Source organism: Novibacillus thermophilus (assembly GCF_002005165.1).
GTDB classification, from domain to species: Bacteria; Bacillota; Bacilli; order Thermoactinomycetales; family Novibacillaceae; genus Novibacillus; species Novibacillus thermophilus.
Genome location: NZ_CP019699.1, coordinates 1284221 through 1301423 on the forward strand (window position 1 = coordinate 1284221; position 17203 = coordinate 1301423).

The 17203-nt window shown below is 52.9% G+C and carries 19 protein-coding genes; 14 read left to right on the forward strand and 5 right to left on the reverse strand.

What is annotated here, in order from left to right; translation table 11 throughout:
• The first annotated feature begins 3 nt into the window (after positions 1 to 3).
• From B0W44_RS06415 to B0W44_RS18480, 3 genes are all read left to right on the forward strand, one after another.
• A complete protein-coding gene (locus tag B0W44_RS06415; RefSeq protein WP_077719331.1) occupies positions 4 to 390 on the forward strand; it encodes a hypothetical protein in 387 nt (128 codons plus the stop codon).
• An 85-nt stretch (positions 391 to 475) separates the two neighbouring features.
• On the forward strand, positions 476 to 1480 hold the full coding sequence (locus B0W44_RS18475; RefSeq protein ID WP_077719332.1) for a glycosyltransferase family 2 protein: 1005 nt from the start codon (positions 476 to 478) through the stop codon (positions 1478 to 1480).
• 20 nt (positions 1481 to 1500) lie between these two features.
• Positions 1501 to 1848, forward strand: a complete 348-nt coding sequence (locus tag B0W44_RS18480; protein ID WP_228441574.1) for a hypothetical protein — start codon at positions 1501 to 1503, stop codon at positions 1846 to 1848.
• Positions 1849 to 1867: 19 nt separating this feature from the next.
• Here the strand turns inward: B0W44_RS18480 and B0W44_RS06430 are convergent, their stop codons facing one another.
• A complete protein-coding gene (locus B0W44_RS06430; protein ID WP_077719334.1) occupies positions 1868 to 2332 on the reverse strand; it encodes a DUF1885 family protein in 465 nt (154 codons plus the stop codon).
• A gap of 123 nt (positions 2333 to 2455) precedes the next feature.
• Here B0W44_RS06430 and B0W44_RS06435 point away from each other — a divergent pair, with 123 nt between their 5' ends.
• On the forward strand, positions 2456 to 3385 hold the full coding sequence (locus B0W44_RS06435; RefSeq protein ID WP_228441644.1) for an ATP-binding cassette domain-containing protein: 930 nt from the start codon (positions 2456 to 2458) through the stop codon (positions 3383 to 3385).
• Between the two features lie 31 nt (positions 3386 to 3416).
• On the opposite strand, the gene B0W44_RS06440 is transcribed toward B0W44_RS06435, so the two are convergent.
• Genes B0W44_RS06440 through B0W44_RS06450 form a run of 3 tightly spaced genes read right to left on the reverse strand, consistent with a single transcriptional unit; the run spans position 3417 to position 7118 of the window.
• Positions 3417 to 4151, reverse strand: coding sequence for a YqjF family protein (locus B0W44_RS06440; protein WP_077719336.1), 735 nt, complete (start codon positions 4149 to 4151; stop codon positions 3417 to 3419).
• Positions 4152 to 4169: 18 nt separating this feature from the next.
• The gene (locus tag B0W44_RS06445; RefSeq protein ID WP_077719337.1) at positions 4170 to 5591 is read right to left on the reverse strand and encodes an FMN-binding glutamate synthase family protein; all 1422 of its coding nucleotides are present in this window, start codon (positions 5589 to 5591) and stop codon (positions 4170 to 4172) included.
• 57 nt (positions 5592 to 5648) lie between these two features.
• Positions 5649 to 7118, reverse strand: a complete 1470-nt coding sequence (locus B0W44_RS06450; RefSeq protein ID WP_228441645.1) for a spore germination protein — start codon at positions 7116 to 7118, stop codon at positions 5649 to 5651.
• A gap of 149 nt (positions 7119 to 7267) precedes the next feature.
• Here B0W44_RS06450 and B0W44_RS06455 point away from each other — a divergent pair, with 149 nt between their 5' ends.
• The 7 genes from B0W44_RS06455 to B0W44_RS06485 all read left to right on the forward strand — a co-directional run bounded on the left by B0W44_RS06455 (position 7268) and on the right by B0W44_RS06485 (position 14104).
• Positions 7268 to 8518, forward strand: coding sequence for a Ger(x)C family spore germination protein (locus B0W44_RS06455; RefSeq protein ID WP_077719339.1), 1251 nt, complete (start codon positions 7268 to 7270; stop codon positions 8516 to 8518).
• 7 nt (positions 8519 to 8525) lie between these two features.
• Entirely contained in the window at positions 8526 to 8756 is a 231-nt protein-coding gene (locus B0W44_RS06460) for a hypothetical protein (protein ID WP_077719340.1), read from the forward strand.
• Between the two features lie 15 nt (positions 8757 to 8771).
• Positions 8772 to 9905 (forward strand): GerAB/ArcD/ProY family transporter, encoded by a 1134-nt coding sequence (locus B0W44_RS06465; protein ID WP_077719341.1) that lies wholly within the window; start codon positions 8772 to 8774, stop codon positions 9903 to 9905.
• Between the two features lie 294 nt (positions 9906 to 10199).
• Positions 10200 to 11021, forward strand: a complete 822-nt coding sequence (locus B0W44_RS06470; protein ID WP_077719342.1) for an alpha/beta hydrolase — start codon at positions 10200 to 10202, stop codon at positions 11019 to 11021.
• Between the two features lie 60 nt (positions 11022 to 11081).
• Complete coding sequence (locus B0W44_RS06475) at positions 11082 to 11210, forward strand: GapA-binding peptide SR1P (RefSeq protein WP_077719343.1); 129 nt, start codon at positions 11082 to 11084, stop codon at positions 11208 to 11210.
• Positions 11211 to 11471: 261 nt separating this feature from the next.
• Positions 11472 to 13241 (forward strand): 2-oxoacid:acceptor oxidoreductase subunit alpha, encoded by a 1770-nt coding sequence (locus tag B0W44_RS06480; RefSeq protein WP_077719344.1) that lies wholly within the window; start codon positions 11472 to 11474, stop codon positions 13239 to 13241.
• The gene (locus B0W44_RS06485; RefSeq protein WP_077719345.1) at positions 13241 to 14104 is read left to right on the forward strand and encodes a 2-oxoacid:ferredoxin oxidoreductase subunit beta; all 864 of its coding nucleotides are present in this window, start codon (positions 13241 to 13243) and stop codon (positions 14102 to 14104) included. The genes B0W44_RS06480 and B0W44_RS06485 overlap by 1 nt, the downstream gene beginning before the upstream one ends.
• Before the next feature lie 388 nt (positions 14105 to 14492).
• On the opposite strand, the gene B0W44_RS06490 is transcribed toward B0W44_RS06485, so the two are convergent.
• Positions 14493 to 15107, reverse strand: a complete 615-nt coding sequence (locus B0W44_RS06490) for a YktB family protein (protein ID WP_335582659.1) — start codon at positions 15105 to 15107, stop codon at positions 14493 to 14495.
• A 250-nt stretch (positions 15108 to 15357) separates the two neighbouring features.
• On the opposite strand from B0W44_RS06490, the gene B0W44_RS06495 reads away from it, so the two are divergent.
• From B0W44_RS06495 to B0W44_RS06505, 3 genes are all read left to right on the forward strand, one after another.
• Complete coding sequence (locus B0W44_RS06495; RefSeq protein ID WP_228441576.1) at positions 15358 to 15555, forward strand: hypothetical protein; 198 nt, start codon at positions 15358 to 15360, stop codon at positions 15553 to 15555.
• A gap of 96 nt (positions 15556 to 15651) precedes the next feature.
• Positions 15652 to 16554, forward strand: a complete 903-nt coding sequence (locus tag B0W44_RS06500) for an NAD(P)-dependent oxidoreductase (protein WP_077719348.1) — start codon at positions 15652 to 15654, stop codon at positions 16552 to 16554.
• The gene (locus B0W44_RS06505; protein WP_077719349.1) at positions 16551 to 17201 is read left to right on the forward strand and encodes an endonuclease III domain-containing protein; all 651 of its coding nucleotides are present in this window, start codon (positions 16551 to 16553) and stop codon (positions 17199 to 17201) included. The genes B0W44_RS06500 and B0W44_RS06505 overlap by 4 nt, the downstream gene beginning before the upstream one ends.
• Positions 17202 to 17203: the final 2 nt, after the last annotated feature.

The window sequence follows — 17203 nt, forward strand, 5'->3', positions numbered from 1 at the left end:
AGCATGTGGGGGTTTGCGCGAGAAGAGCGGGGAGTCGCCTACCTTTCCGTCATCCTGTTGACAACCCTCTTGTTCGCTTGGGTCACGTTCCAGTTGGAGAGAGTGGTGCAGCACCACCAGACAGTGCACGACGATACTGCCATGATACAGGCCCAGTACGCAGCAGAGAGCGGGATTGAATACATGCGCTCCATCCTCCGGGATCAAGGAGATGTCGATCCCCTGACCGTCACGCTTCAAACCGGCGAGGCAGCAGTAGAAGTGGTTCGCCGCGATCCCCTCCGCATCCGGGCTGTCGGTCGAGTCGGTCCCAACGTTCAGCAGACGGTGACCGTAGAACTCGACCCCGACACGTTCGAGGTGGTCAAGTGGATGAGACAGACAGAGTGAGAATAGGAAAAGTTTTTGGCAAAATTGGTTATAAGTGCGTAACGTGGGCCGCTACTCGTCCTGTAGGGAGAAGGAGCAATGACGTATGCATGCGGAACAGTGCGCCGTCATCATACTGGCTTTGAACCCTCCCATTCACTTGATCGATTACGTCAAAACTTTACAGGGTAAAGGGACTGCCCGCATTGTGGTGGTCAATGACGGCAGCAGGGCGGCATGTGGGGACGTATTTAAGGAAATAAGCAGCTATAACGGTTGTACCGTGTTGACGCACCAAACGAACAAGGGGAAAGGAAGGGCGCTCAAAACGGGCTTCGCCTACTGTTTGGAACAGTTCGATGACGTATTAGGTGTCATTACGGCAGACGCTGACGGACAGCACGCGGCAGAAGATGTCGGAAAAGTCACCGAGGCTTTGACAACTCACGACGGCATTGTCCTGGGAGTGAGGGATTTCAGTGAACCTCACGTGCCGGTGAAGAGCTACATCGGAAACAGAATGACCCGTTCCATATTCCAGCTCCTGTCCGGTCAGAAATTAAAGGACACACAGACAGGGTTGAGGGGCATTTCCATCAAGGAACTGCCGTGGATGCTCAAACTGAAAGGCGAGCGGTACGAATACGAAATGAACATGTTAATTCACGCCATCAGGACAAATGTAGAAATCGTTGAAGTTCCGATACAAACACTGTATTTCAACGGTAACAGCGAATCCCACTATAGGGCGGTACGGGACTCTCTCAAGATTTTGAAACAGCTCCTATTCGGATCGGCCAAGTCGGTCCATCTGGGCGATCACGATTGGCCAGGACCGTTTTCCCGCGCTACACGGTTCACATTCCAGACGACATTGAGGGAGAGGGGCCTTTTGTGTACGTTTCCCACCACCAAAATCTCTTTGGCCCTTTTGTCACGTTGCTGTGGTTCCCGTACAGCCTCCATGCATGGGTTCTGCACGTTTTCCTCGATCAAACAACGTGTTATCGACACTACGTCGAGTACACCTTCACGCGAAGGTTCGGCTGGCATAAATCGTGGGCCAAAATGTGGGCTTGGCCGCTGTCGCACGTCGTTTCAAAACTTTTGAACTCCGGAAGGAGTATCCCGGTGTTCAGAGGTTCCCGAAAAATCCAGCACACGTTAGACCTCAGTGTCGCAGCGTTGTGCAGAGGAGAGAGTATCATCATTTTTCCAGATATTGACTACCGCGACAACGCCGCCGACACAAAAGCGATGTACGACGGCTTTCTCTATTTGGAGAAATACTACGACCGAGAGACCGGGCGGCACCTTCGTTTCGTCCCGCTGTTTGCCAGCAAGAAAAAGCGCTTGCTCATCGCCGACCGGCCGGTCACTTTCAGGGACGGAGTACCGTTTCGGACAGAAAGGCGAGTCGTGCGCGACACCATTCACGCCCATCTCAACAAATGGGCCCAGTCGTGCGGAGATGTATGATGTATAGTGTACAATGGCCTTATTTTATCGGATAAAAGTACATCACTCGACCGTTAAACAAATGGAGTTCCGCTTGAAACTGCTTGGCCAAATACTTGCTGAACTCATTTCCTTTAGATTTGTCGCCGTGTTCGGCGTCGTCTGGCAAGACGATTTGAATGTAGTGGATTTCACTGTTCTCTCCACTTGGCGACGCACCGTGCGTGGTGTCGTCACCCGTTGCAGCCGGCTCCCTCCCGATGCCGACAATGAGGCCTTTATACCGGTTGGGGTCTTTACTCTTTAAGTAAAACCACTTCCCTCGCCCTTCCGGGGGTTCTTCAATCGTGTAAGGAAAAGCGGCATCGGTGTAACTCCAGTTCAATTGGCTCCCTGTATACCCCGTCTGTTCGATGTACCGTTCGAATTTCTGTTTGACTTCTTCGAGCGTAATCTCTTTTTGCGTTGAACCTTCGACTAATTTAATGTAGGCACTCTGCGGCAACGGTGTTCACTCCCCCATTTTCTCTAACGCCATATTAGCACGATGAAAAGGGTTTTACAACGGCTAGACGTACGGAAAAAGGAGTGGTAGGATGGGGAAAAAGGGGGAGTTTTCACTTTGACAGTGTTGCAAGTTAAGCAATTGACAGCCCGGGTGGCTGATCACATACAGTTTGTCGATGTCAATTTGTCTGTCGGTGCAGGTGAGATTTACGGGATTCTCGGAGACGCAAAGTCAGGCAAAACAGAATTCATACAGCTGCTGTCTGGCATGCGCACTCCAGACCGCGGATGGGTGAAAGTGGACGACTGCCGCGTACACGACAACATCCGCCGGGCGCAACGACATATCGGCGTCCTGTCCCGGAGACTGGCGTTGTTCCCGATGATGACAGTGGAGAACAATCTGCAGTACTGGGGACGGTTGAGCGAGAGATCGACCCACCGATTAGAATCTGACATAGATCGTGTGTTGCGCTACGTCCACTATCAAAAGAGGAAGGAGGAGGTTGTAGCCGCCCTAGGCGCGCTGGACCGAAAACGGGTTCACCTCGCGGCTGCGCTTTTGCATAAACCGAAAGTGCTGTTGCTGGACCAGCCGACAGAGCCCATGACCGAGAGGGAGAGAGAGGCGTTCCTCCAAATCGTGCAAAAGTTGCAGCGAGACGGGCAGGCGGTAGTGTACGCCACTGATAAAGTCCACGAGATCCAACACATCGCGACTCGTGTGGCGATCATGGATGAGGGAAAGATCCTCGTCGAAGGGACGGTGGAAGAACTGCGCAGTCTACTGGGGGGGCAGTCCCAGATCGTCATTCGCTGTCGTCCACTACACGCGTGGGTGAAACTGGTCGAAGAGACGGCCACAGTGCACACCGTCGACGAGGAAAAGAGGGAATTGCGCCTCTGGACGACAAAGCCGAAGGAACTCTTGTCCCGTATCTTTTCGGACTGGCAGGACAATGGACTCGTGGCCGAGTCCGTCAGAGTGGTCGAGCCGACGCTGGAAGGCGTTTACTTACACTTGACGGGAAAGTCACTCGAAAACGGGTAAACGTCCGGACGTGTTCCAGACGTTTTTGGCTTTACGTGAACGTCCTGAGCGGGCCAATGATCGCTTCCACCCCTTTGGCGTAATGCACGGAATCAGGGCTGCGAGGTAAAGCGATGTCGTACGATTGCAACATCGTATTGACGTCAATCCGGCCCCGCGCTGTTTGCAACGTCCACGGTTCGTGATAAATGTCTCCCCGGTAGATGTGGCGATGCCCGGAAGGCTGGCTGAAAAACGTGTACCGTTCCGTCAACCAGTGTTCGACGGTGCCCTGGGAAGGAGGAAAGCCGCTGGAAACGGTAGTGAACTCGCCGCGAAACCTTTCGACAGGTTCCCGTTTTCTCCTGCGGCTGTGAAACTGAAAGGTGTCTCCCTCGTGTTTAAAGTGGATGTCCGCCTGGTAGTAGGGGAGACGATACCAGCGTTTCGCCACGTGTACCACCCACGGGTCGGCAGCGTCCAGTGTCACAAAAAAAATGGCCGGGTATCCGTTTGCTCTTACGTAAGTGCGCAGATTGATTTCCGAAAAGGAAAAAGGGTACGGCATCGGGATGTACCTCAGTTTAAAGTGGTGCATTTTAAACAGAATAATTCCGATCCACGCCTTACCGCCAAACGTGTCAACCTCCAACGGTTCTGGCACGAGGGGACGTACGACGTCGCGTGGGACCATCCAGTGAAGAAAAAAGAGGTGCTCCCACTTTTGAGTCATCGTCCAGCGGTGTTGCGCTTTCCACTGTTGGATGCGCGCGACCTGTTCGTGCATACGACCCCCTCCCCCTCGTTACGGCTGTTCTGGCGCCCGGTTCGGCTTGATGACGAGCGGAACCTGGGTCACTTTACTCGTCCATTCATCCAACGCCACAAGGTCCTTTGGACCGACCTCTTCCAAAGACGTTTTCCCCAGTGCGCGAATGGCTAATTTCATCTCTTCAGAGTAGGAGACGAGGAAGCGTTCCAAATGTTTGGCGGCTTCTTTCTCGTCAAATTGCTCTTTTTGCGAACCTGAGTAATAAGTAATTTGAGTCGGCGGTTCCCACGGAATGGACTTTGTCACTTGTTCGTGAGTCATCGCCCACAGCAGTGCCGTTCCCATGTAAATCCCGTCTGCCCCGAGGGCCAGTGCCTTCAAGCACTGCCCAGGTTGGGAGTATCCGCCGCCTGACAACAAGGTGATGCGCTCTTTCACTCCGCGCTTTTTCAAATAATGGACAGCCCGGGACAGGGCGAACACGGTCGGCAACCCGAAATCGTCTTCTAAAATGGGAGCTCCACCTTTAGTTCCCGCCTGGCTGCCGTCCAAACTGATAAAATCGACCTTGGCCTTCACCGCCACTTCCAGGTCAGCTTCTAGCTGTGCGCTGGCGCATATTTTCACCCCGATGGGGACACCGCCCGTGATGCGCCGCAATTTGTCGACGAGGAGGGCCAAGTCCTGCTGGCGTTCAATTTCCGCGTGACGGGCAGGTATGATGACCACTTCTTCGTCTTCGACCCCCATCATCTGGCTCGCCCGCCCTTCTATAAACTCTTTCGGAATCATACTGGCTGTGCCCACCGTCGCACCTTGGCCGATGTGAATTTCGACGGCGTCGGCCTGTTTGAGCACCTCCAGGTCGCGTGACCAGTGTCCGGAGCTGTACTGGACGATCACATATTTGGCGTTCTCCCGCTCTTCGGGCAACAACGGCCCTTCCCCTGTATTCGTACACGTGCCGACGGCCGCCGTGCCTTGAGCGATAGCGATTTTCACCTTTTCGCTGACAGCGACGCCGAAACCCATCCCTCCGGCCATGATCGGTATGTCTAAGGTCAGCGGTTTTTTCGCTTTCGGACCGATGGTGATGGAGATGTCGACCTCTTCCTCTTCGTCGCGGGGAAATGTGGCCAACTGCGCCGGCGAGAATACGAGCCCATCGAAATGAAGAGTTTTTCGCGGACTGCCAAAAGGACGTTCGATGACAGCTCCCGACTGGGCGCGCAAGCTGTTTTCAATGGTCGTGATCGGGTCGGTCCGTGTGAGCGCCGTCACCATCTCCCATATGTTGACGGCGTAAAAATCGGACATGAGGCGTTTCATGAAGCGGGCGAGGAGCCACTGGACCAGCTTCCGGAAAGAGGCCATTCCCAGTAAGCCGATGACGACGAGGGCGAGCAGCGCTCCGACGAACGCGCTCGACAACCACAACAACCAGTTGCCGATCATGCGGTTATCATCCTGTTCGCGCCTGTTCTTAAACAGCTTATGTGGTGTACCATCGCGCTATTCTTCCTCTCTTTGGTCTTTAGGATTGACATTTCGTTTCGATGCTTGATCAGGTTGTCGCTTGACGTTTCGGAGCTGCATGATAGCGGGTCGCGTGTACATTTGCCACCACGGCACGCGGACGATGGTGTCCTTCTGGTCGCGTAAGTTAAACGGTGCGATCGGCGCCATGTAAGGTACGCCAAAAGACTGAAGGCGGCACATGTGCAGAACGAGGGCGATGATTCCGATCGTAATTCCGAAAAAGCCCAGAAGCCCTGCCAGAAACATAAAACCGAAGCGCAACATGCGAAAGGAGATCCCGATTTCAAAACTGGGAAAAATAAACCCGGCAATGGCCGTAATGGCGACGACGATGACCATGGCAGCCGAGACGAGGCCTGCCTGCACCGCCGCTTCGCCGAGGACGAGGGCGCCGACGATGGAGATGGCCGTGCCGACAGCGCGGGGCATGCGCACACTCGCTTCCCGTAGCAGTTCGAACACGGTTTCCATGATGAACGCTTCCACGAGAGTGGGAAACGGTACCCCTTCGCGCTGACCGGCGATAGTGACCAGCAGAACCGGCGGCATCATTTCCTGGTGGAACGTCAGAATCCCGATGTAAAAGGCCGGGGCCAGCACGGAGATGAACACCGAGAGGTAGCGCAATAACCGGAGCAAACCGTAGTCCGAATGGTGGTAGTAGTCTTCAGGGGACTGGAGAAACTCGGTCAACCCGGCGGGAACGATTAAAACGTGAGGCGTCCCGTCGATTAATATCGCCACCCTCCCTTCCAGTACGGCGGCAGCGACAACGTCGGGCCGCTCCGAGTTGTTGACGGTCGGGAATACGTACGACCGACTGTCCTGGATAAACTCTTCGATGTAGTTGCTCTCCAAAATGCTGTCGATGTCAATTTTATTCAGTCGGTTCTTAACTTCTTTCAGTACCTTTTCGTTCACGATGCCGTTAATGTACATGACAGCGATGGTTGTGCGCGTAATGCGGCCGATTCTCTTGCGCTCCACCCACAGGTTGGCGTTTTTGACCCGACGCCTGACGAGGGAGATGTTCGTCTGGATGTCTTCGTTAAACCCTTCATGTGGGCCGCGGATGACCGTCTGGGTCATGGGCTCTGACACCTGGCGCTGTTCCCACCCCTTCGTATCCGCAATCAGCGCTTCTTCGGAACCGTCGACGAGTAGCGCCGTATCTCCACTGACGATCGCTTGTACCACGTGTTCCAGTTCCGATTCGTACCGTTTGTCTCCGACGGTGATGATGAGCTCTTCTATGACATCAAGGTGGGGCTCCCATTTTCGCTCCCCAGTGTGTGACAAGAGGGATTCCATGAGGCGAAAGAGGGAGTCTTTGTCTGCGAGGCCGTCCAGATAGAGGAGGGCACACATCACTCCCTCTTTTCCACCGAGGGGGAGCTCCCTCACGACCAGGTCTGCGCTGTTTCCCAAACGGGATCTCAACATTTTCACGTTTTCGTGCAAAGACGGTTTCAGTTTAGACGATTTACGCACGGTGTGGATCACAACCCTTTCGACCGTTACTAGGATTGTTCGCCGTTTGCATCCGTTTTATTCCCTTTCCGTGCATACCTAGACGACGAGGAGGACATGTTATGGAATGGGCGAGGGAAGGAGATTGGAGACGGATGAAAAGAAGTTTCTACATAGCGTTGGTGGCTGTCGTCAGCTGTCTGTTGCTTCCTGGTTGCTGGAGTCAGCGCGAGCTGAGCGACCTTTCTATTGCGTTTGCCCTCGGGATCGACTTGAATGAAGAGGGTAAGTACGTCGTATCGGCTGAAATCGTAAACCCCAGTGCAATATCGCCGTCCAATACCGGCGGGAGCGGAGGAGAGGACCAAGCCTCGGTTTCTACCTATCATACGCAAGGGGAGACACTGTTTGAAGCTTTTCGCCGCATGACCAAACTGGTCCCGCGCAAAGTGTACTTTGCCTACGTCCGCGTCGTCGTCTTCGGAGAAGATGTGGCGAGGCGCGGGATCAAGGACACTTTAGACTTCCTCCTCCGGGAGAGCGAATTCAGAACAGACTTTTACTTGCTCGTGGCGAAGGGAACCTCTGCGAAGGACGTGTTGAGGGTCATGACCCCGATCATGCCGATACCGGCCGTCAAAATGTACGACTCGCTGGAAATGTCGGAGCAGTTTTGGGCCGCGACCGGCAAGATTACGATCGACGAACTGATTGATGACATTATCACGCCAGGGAAAGAGACGGTGTTAACGGCCGTGGAAGTGGCGGGCGACCTCGAGATGGCACAAAAGCCGGAAAATATTCAGACGATAGGGAACAACGCCAATGTGAGGCTGGCTGACATGGTCGCCTTCCGCGGCGACCAGATGATCGGGTGGCTCAGTGAGGAAGAGAGCAAGGGGTACAACTACTTTCAAGACAATGTGGAGGGTACGGTGACAGGCATCCGCTGCCCTGACGGGGGCAAAATGGCAATCGAAATTTTACACGTCGACTCCCAGATCCGTACCGAAGTTAAAAACGGCCAGCCGCGGGGACAGGTCGACATTCGCGCCAAAGGGATTATTGGGGATGTGGAGTGCGCAGTCCAATTGGCGAACAAGCAGACGATAAAGTCTTTGGAAAAGCGGTTGGAGGCAACCATTCGCACAACTTTAGAAAGGTCGCTCACAAGAGCGCAAAAAGATTTGCGAGCCGATATTTTCGGATTCGGCAGGGCGCTGTCTCGCTCGGACCCGCAAGCTTGGCAGGCATTGAAAAACGATTGGGTTGACGTTTTCGCAGACATGCCTGTGGATATCAAGGTTCATATCGAAGTGTTACACCAGGGATCGATGACGGAATCGATTGATCAACTGATGAAGGAGTGGTGAGGCGCTTTTGGCTGCTGTAGTCGGGATGCTTCTCTTTGCAGCACTCGTAGCGGCGAGAGAAATACCACTGTTACGCAAACAGGGGCTGAAACGAGAGATTGTCGTTTTTGTGGCCTTGCTGCTCTTGGGCACCGTCTTAAATATCTTGCATTTTTTAGGGTTGAGAATCAAAAGTCCGCTAGATTGGATTTACGTAGCGTACAAACCGCTCAGCGACTTTTTTTTCCACTTTCAGTAAAGGAAGGGCAAGTGGATGCAAAACGAAAGGGAAATCAACACATTACAGTTTGCGTCGTTAGCGTTTCACTTTACAACGGGGAGTTCGATTTTGATTATTCCTTCGCTACTCGCTGAAAGAGCCAAACAAGACGCCTGGCTCGCAGCTATCGTGGCAACCGCCTGCGGGCTGCTCCTCGTCTGCTTGTACAACGCCCTCGGCAGCCGCTACCCTGATTTGAATCTGGCCGAGTACAGTGAACGCGTTTTCGGCAAGTGGATCGGAAAGACGGTGTCGCTCTTGTTTGCTAGTTTTGCCTTGGTGTTGTCCGCCCTCGTCCTCGAAAATATCGGGGTTTTTATCACGATTGAGATGATGCCGGAAACGCCGATTGGGGTCATTCACGCCCTGATGCTGTGGGTCGTAGTGCTGGGCGTCTTTTTGGAGCTGAAGACCCTGGGGAGGGCGGCAGAAATCTTTTTTATACTGGTGACGGTTATTTACATTTTAACAGTCACCCTTATTCTGCCCCACGCTTCCATTGAAAACATCCAGCCCGTCCTCGCTGGCGGCATCAAACCGGTTCTGCTGGGGAGCCTCACGTTTATTGGTGTCCCGTTTCTCGAGCTTGTCGTATTCCTGATGCTCTATCCACACGTCAAGAAAACGGCGGATGGGAAAAAGGGATTTCTCATCGGGACTGCCCTTTCTAGTTTTTGGCTGTCCCTGGCAGTGTTGGTTACCATCCTCTCCCTGTCTGCCACGATAACGGAACTGCTAGTATTTCCGACCTATTACGTAGTAAAAAAGATTAATGTAGCGGAATTTATTCAGCGCGTGGAAGCCGGATTAGCGGTGCTCTGGTTTGTCAGCATTTTCTTCAAAACCACCATCTGTTTTTATGCGGGGGTTCACGCACTGGCCCGTTCTTTGAGCTTGAGGTCTCACCGTCCGCTGGTCATCCCGCTTGCGCTCATCGTTTTCTTTTTATCCACCAACGCCTTTAAAACGTACGCTTACTTTTACGAGGTTGTCGTTTACATTTGGCCGTTCTGCGCCGCCACTTTCGGCCTCGTGTTGCCGCTGCTTCTCTTGGGAGGAACGTTCATCCGGAGACGCATGGCCGGCGGCACCAGGGGGGAAAGGCCTTCCACGCGCTTCAAGTCATGACCTTGAAGTCAGCGTTCGCATCGAGCATCATAGATGTAGGAAACGTTACAACAACTTAGCTTGCAGGAACATTCCATCGATTTGTGTCGTGCCTCATTTTTTCGGTAAGTACAACCCCTTGAGGTGATGACAGAAATGTGGCGGAACACCAACTGGTTGGAATGGAAGCATGGGGGTGTAACCGTAAGCGGTTGTAGGGCACGTCTCGTGGTGACAGAGGCGACGTCGGGAGAGAAGCACGCACAGTGTTTCACTTTCTCGACTTTCAATTTTTTTTAGCGGGGGTGTCGTGGGGTGAACGATTGGCGTGAGGTCCCGGTGTCTTCAACTCTAAAGGCGAGCTTACTCATTGTGCACGGTGCGGGTGAACACTACAGTCGACATTTAGAACTGGCGCACACCTTCGCCCGAGCCGGCTATTACGTCGGGATGGGGGATTTGCCGGGGTACGGTCGTGCCAAAGGGCGACGCGGCCACATCGAAAACTTTCAGGAGTACGTGGACACGGTTCAGACGTGGGCGGAGAGGCTCGGCAAACAGTGTCCGAGTGTGCCGCGTTTTATTTTTGGGCACAGCTTAGGCGGACTGGTTACCGCGCGCTTGATAGAGCAACAGAAGGGAGACAGGTGGAACGGAGTGATTTTGTCTTCCCCGTGTTTCGGGCTGACACTTGCAGTACCCGGTTGGAAAAAGCGGTTGGCCAGAGTGCTGGAGTACGTGTGGCCGACCCTCAGGTTTAAGAGCGGTATTGACAGTGGCGCCCTCTGCCGCAATCCTGACGTGCGCAGACAGTACCAAACCGATCCCCTCGTCGTAAAGAAAGTGAGTGTCCAGTGGTACTGGGAACTGCAGAAAGCGTTAACCCTCGTCCACGAAGACGTCGACCGGTTTTGCTCACCCGTGTTAATCTTGCAAGGGGGTGAGGACCGGGTGGTCGATCCGGCGGCGACACGGCGCTGGTACGATCGTGTGCCAGTCGATGACAAGCACCTCATCTGGGTCGAGGACGGATACCACGAACTCCTTCAAGACTTTGGAAAAGAGGAGTTGATGAAAAAGTTAGTCGCTTGGGCAGATTTGCGCATACAGAATGACACATTGACAAATAAAGTATAACACATTAAACTTTAATGTAACGCAATATATTAACGGCTCACAAAACGGGGAGGGGAGTACGTGGGCATTATCATCTGCCAGTATTGCGGCCTCGTGATCGAATACGTCGAGCACGAGAAAGTTTCCAAATTGTACGCAGCTTGTCACCAATGCGATGCAACAGAAAACACGGCGGCAGAAGAAGATTGAGCAGAGCCGTCCCGCTTGCGGGACGGTTTTCTTAATCTCCATTTGTTATATATCAGTTTTTGATTAATATTGTTACAGTGGGAGCAAAGGCGATATTGAATAGGAAAATTACGGGGTTGTAGAGTATAACAATGAAAATAATCGAAAGGAACAGTTTTCTTTTGGCGCGGAAACTGATATGATAAACTTGAAATTAGTTTAATTAGCTCGACTCTGAAGGGATTGAAGTTTCACAAAACGATAAAGGCGAGGTGATGTCAAATGACGAGGGAATTGACGTGGAAAGTCGGAGGAGCACAGGGAGAAGGCATCGACAGCACGGGTGAAATATTTGCCATGACGTTAAACCGCCGCGGGCATTACATTTTTGCCTACCGGCACTTCATGTCGTTGATTAAAGGCGGACATACAAACTTTAAAGTGCGAGTCGCCTCCGACAAAGTGGGGTACCACGGGGATGGTCTGGATGTGCTCATCGCCTTTGACCAAAAGACGATTGACTACAACTGGCACGAATTAAATGAAAACGCTGTCCTCATCTACGACTCCAGCAGGATCAAGTCTCCGTCCATACCGGAAGATAAACCGGGCGTGTCGCTGTGTCCCGTACCGGTGACCGACATGGCGAAAGAAGTCGGGAGTGCGATCATGAAGAACATGGTGGCTTGCGGGGTGTCAGCTGCTGTCGTCGGACTGAAACCGGACATTTTTGACACCCTTATCCAAGACCGGTTCGGCAAGAAAGGTGAAAAAATTGTCGAAAGCAATAAGTCGGCGATCAAAGCCGGTTACGACTACGCGATGAAACAGTTCGGCGTGCTGAAGTCGGTCCCGGAAGCCACCCTGGAAAAAGACGGCGGAGGCCACGTGTTCTTGTCCGGCAACGAGGCGATCAGCATGGGGGCACTGTTTGCCGGCTGCCGTTTTCTTGCGGCTTACCCGATCACACCGGCGACGGAGATCTTGTACTGGGCACTGGCCCACTGGCCGAAATACGGGGGGAAAATTGTACAGGCTGAAGACGAAATTGCCGCCTGCATCATGGCCATTGGGGCGAATTACGCCGGCACGCGGGCGATGACGTCTACTTCCGGTCCCGGGTTGTCCCTCATGCAGGAAGCGATCGGACTGGCCGGTATTTCCGAAACCCCCCTCGTCATCGTCGACGTCATGCGGGGCGGTCCGGGAACGGGATTGCCGACGAAGACGGAACAGTCGGATCTGAATGAACTGATGTACGGGTCCCACGGCGAAATTCCGCGCATCGTGCTCACGCCGTCGACAGTGGAAGAGTGTTTTGACTTTACCATTCAGGCGTTTAATCTGGCAGAGAAATACCAATGTCCCGTCATTGTGGCCTCTGATCTCTTTTTAGGCATGTCCAAGCAGTCCTTAAGCGTCGATGACATCGATTTGGAACACATTGAAATTGACCGCGGGAACATCCTCACCGATGAACAGTTGGCCGCACTGGAGGAAAGGGCTTATCAGCGGTATAAAATCACTGAGTCGGGTATTTCACCGCGTACAATTCCCGGCCAGAAAAACGGGATGTTTACCGCCCTCTCCAACGAACACAGTGAAGGCAGTCCCGTTGAAATCGAAGACCCGGAAACGCGCAAACGGATGATGGACAAACGGATGAAAAAATTAAAGGACTTCGACTTCGGAGAGCGGGCTTATGAGTATGACGGCCCGGAAGAGACGGACATCACCCTGGCCGGGTTCGGATCGACTGTTTCGCAAATGAAAGAAGCGCAAGCGATCCTCGAAAGGGAAGGGCTCAAAGTGGGTCGGTTGACAGTGAAAGTCGTGAAGCCGTTCCCGGACGAAGCAGTGAAGCGCGTGTTGCAGGGAGCGGGCCACATCGTCGTCGTGGAAAATAACGCAACCGGCCAATTCGCAGATCTACTCAAGCAGCGAGTCGGGTTTCACGACAAAATCTCAAACTGTTTGAAATATGACGGTGATCCTTTTACGGTCAAGGAGATTTTGGATCATTGTGAACAGTTTAAAGGGGTGACAGTTTAATGGCGACGGTGAAGGACTTTCGCGTGAAAGAAAAGCCGACGTGGTGTCCGGGATGCGGGGATTTTGCCGTACTGTCTGCCTTACAGAAGGCGTGCGCCAATAACGGCCTGGAACCGGAGAACGTGGCGCTCATCACCGGGATCGGCTGCTCAGGTAAACTCGTCCAGCATTTCGGGTCTTACGGGTTTCACACCCTGCACGGCCGCTCCCTTCCGTCAGCCCAGGGGGTAAAACTCGGCAACCAAGACTTGACCGTCATTGCCGCCGGCGGGGACGGGGACGGTTACGGCATCGGGATGGGACACCTCATCCACAGTATCAGACGCAACATTGACTTAACCTACATTGTCATGGACAACCACATTTACGGTTTGACGACAGGTCAAATGTCTCCGACGAGTAAAAAAGGGTTCAAGACGAAGACGTCGCCGCAAGGTTCAACGGAAGAGCCTGTCCGCGCCGTCGAGACGGCTATTGCCAACGGCATCAGCTATGTGGCGCAAGCCTTTTCCGGCGACGTAAAACATATGACAAAAATTTTCCAAGACGCCATTACCCACAAAGGGTTTGCCCTCGTCAACACGTTCAGCCCGTGTGTGACTTTTAACAAAGTGAACACGTACGAGTGGTTTAAAGACAATCTGATCAATTTGGATGAAGAGGAAAGTTACGACCCGACAGACCGTGAAAAAGCTTTACACATCATGCACGAAAAAGCGGGAATGGTGTACGGCACCATTTACAAAAATCCGCGCCCTGTCTTTAATGAAGAAATGTTGGGGGCATCTGACATTGCGGCGGCTAAGCTGGATTTGAATATCCCACTTGCAGAAAAGAGAGAGCTGCTGGCCACGTTCCGTTAAACCGAATGATGTATATGACGTGATAAAAGGGCTGTTCCTTAAAGTCTTAACGACCGACTTTAGGGAACAGCTTTTTCATACTCAATCGTACGGATGTACATGTTCGTCGGAAATAGTTGCCATGTATTTATATCATCCGTTATACTGACGGTAACGTTTAGGTAAACGACAGTCAACCTGCATGAAGGAGCGAATATGGAAAAAATTTTAATGGTCGACGATGAAGCCGGTTGGATCCAAATGCTAAAACTTTGTTAAGACACCCTTCCAATGGTGTTGATTTTTTTGTTTATAATGCGGAAAACGATATGGCCTTGCCGTTGTCGAAATTAATGTTTATTGGGTTGACCTACCGCGTGTCCAAATGCTCCCCCTGGCAATGAAGGTGTCATTCAAACGACAAGTGGTATAGTGGCTTTACGACAGTGAATGTGTTGCCGATGAGCTCGAGCAATTCATCACGGTTACGAAGGCGATTGTCGTTCCGATTTAACGTGACCCCGCACAGAAACTCCGCTTTTTTTACGTTTTCCAAGCGGTCCAACAAGTTGATGACACCTTCCTTCCCCAATTGGGAAAGCGACGAGACCTCCGGTTGCGTGTGGTCGGGCGAGACAACGAAGTCCTTCGGCAAATTCGGCCATATTTCGTCGAGCTGTGCTTTCATCTGCCGAGCGAAGGTCGGCTTTTTTTCGCACTCGTAAATGAGCGCGAACCAGATGAACGCGTGTGTTTCCCACAGACCGACCTGAAAGTGGGGGAGAGACTTGTAGCCGCGCTTGCTCGTTGACCAAGCCACCCAAGTGCTGTCGGGCGGGTTAACGGTACGGCGGGCGTGTTTGGCCACGTGGGGGAAAAACGTATCACTGCATGAAGCTGTCAAAAAAGAGGATGTTTCTTCCCCGATTTTCGCTAGCTTAGGTTGAAGGCGCTCGCGTATAGCGCGCATGCGCGCATCCAGGCCTTCGATGGTAAACACGTCAAAGTCTTTGTCGGTAAACACGGTGATCCCTCCAATCTTTTCTTTTAATATACCACGCTGTCACCAATCTTACTTCTCGCAAACGGGTCATAGCCGTGACCGTTTGTGCGTGGCCGGAGTACGCTATATGGACGAAACCTTCATCATTTTAATAAATTCTGCCATGTAAGTCCATTCATTGGGTTTAATTGGATCAGGATGAGGGCATGCTGTAATTAAAACAATCTTTCGCAACGGACAGCGAAAGATGACGATTGGAAAGAGGTGCAGCGTGACCGTGGAAGACGTGATCAAGGCGTTTAAATCAAAGGATTCTGAGAAGCGAATACCTGTGTTGAAAATGGAGATTGACTACGAGTTAGCAGAGCTGTATGAGGCGATCCAGGAGAAAAACACTCACCGCGTCGACCAATGTAAAGCCCGTCTAGCCGAATTGCGGCGTGAAATGCTGCAATTGGAAGTGATATAACGCTGACAAAATCAGTCTTCAATCTTTTCTGTGCCGGTCAGAAAGTGTATCCTGTACTGTAGGGTACACTTTTTTCATGAAAAGGGGTTTCGTGCGATGGGTTTAAGAGCTGTCGGATTTATCGGTTTGGGTACGATGGGGTTGCCCATGACCCGTCATCTAATTGAAAAAGGTTACGACGTGCATGTGAAGAGCCGCAGCCGCGGCCCCGTTGAAAAGGCTTTGGCATGGGGCGCGAAAGAAGCAAGCAGTCCCTGCGAGTTGGCCCAGACCGTTGATGTCCTGATGATGTGTTTACCTTTGCCGGAGACGGTGGAGGATGTCGTTTTTGGTGAACAGGGCATTGTTCACGGGGCGCGGGAAGGTCTCATTGTGGCGGATCACAGCACTGTCAGCCCGGCGTTGAACAAGAAAGTGGCCGAATCTCTGGCGGAAAAAGGTGCCGGTTTCCTCGATGCGCCGATCAGCGGTGGCCCGATGGGGGCTGAAGCGGGTACGCTGACGGTGATGGTGGGCGGAGAGAAAGATCACTTCACGCGGGCGAAGCCTGTCTTCGACGCTTTCGGAAAAAACGTCGTCCACGTCGGTGATGTGGGCAGCGGCAGTGGGGTCAAGCTGGTGAACCAGCTGCTCGTCGGGGTTCATACGGCGGCCCTCTCGGAAGCTTTCGTGTTGGCGGTAAAAGCCGGCTTGGACCCGCAGCTCGTGACGGACGTCATTCGGAATTCCACGGGACACAGCTACATGATCGACCGGACGATCGACTTGATTCAAGATCGCGATTTTGCCCAAAGGTTCAGTATCGACTTACTTTTGAAAGACATGAAGTTAGCATCCCAATGGGCCGGTGAACTGAACAGCCCCCTCGACCTCGGTCGGCTGGCGGAAGAAATGGTGCACAATGCGCAGAGAGCCGGCTACGGAAAGCAAGACGTGGCCGCCGTGATCCGCCCGGTTGAGGAGAAAGCCGGGGTCAAAGTTCAACGTCTGTCGCCATGAACTGGCAACGTGTCTATGACGTACTGGCCCATCTGTTCCCCGCCTTGTCCGTCAGTCGCTGGTGGGGAATCGACGATCCGTACGAGAGAAGCTGGGGATGCGTCCTCGTGCAAAATACGACGTGGCACAATGCGTCGTTGGCGTTAAATCGCTTGCGGGAGCACGGCCTCACCAGCATTGTTTACATGTCGGAAGTGGAGGTTGACCGGTTGGCCCAAGTCATTCGGCCTGCCGGTTTTTACAGTCGAAAGGCAGAGACGTTAAAACGATTGGCCGCGTGGTGGGTGCGACACGGTGGCGTCGAAGGAGTGGAGAGCTTAAAGACTGGGCGCATACGCCGTGAGTTGTTGGGCATGAAAGGAATCGGTGAAGAAACAGCCGACACTTTGTTGCTGTACGTGTTGGACCGCAAGACGTTCATCGGGGATCAGTACTCGCGCCGGTTTGTCAACAGGGTGACGGGTGAGAAGAAAAGGACATATGACGCCATACGGCGGGAGGTTCTTGCGGCGGGGTTGAAAACGCACGATTTACAACTGCTGCACGCTTACATCGTAGAGTTCGGCAAGCAGTTTTGCCGCAAGCGAAACCCGGACTGCCCAGCGTGCCCGTTCGCCGAATATTGCCATTATAGTTTCAGGGGGTAGCC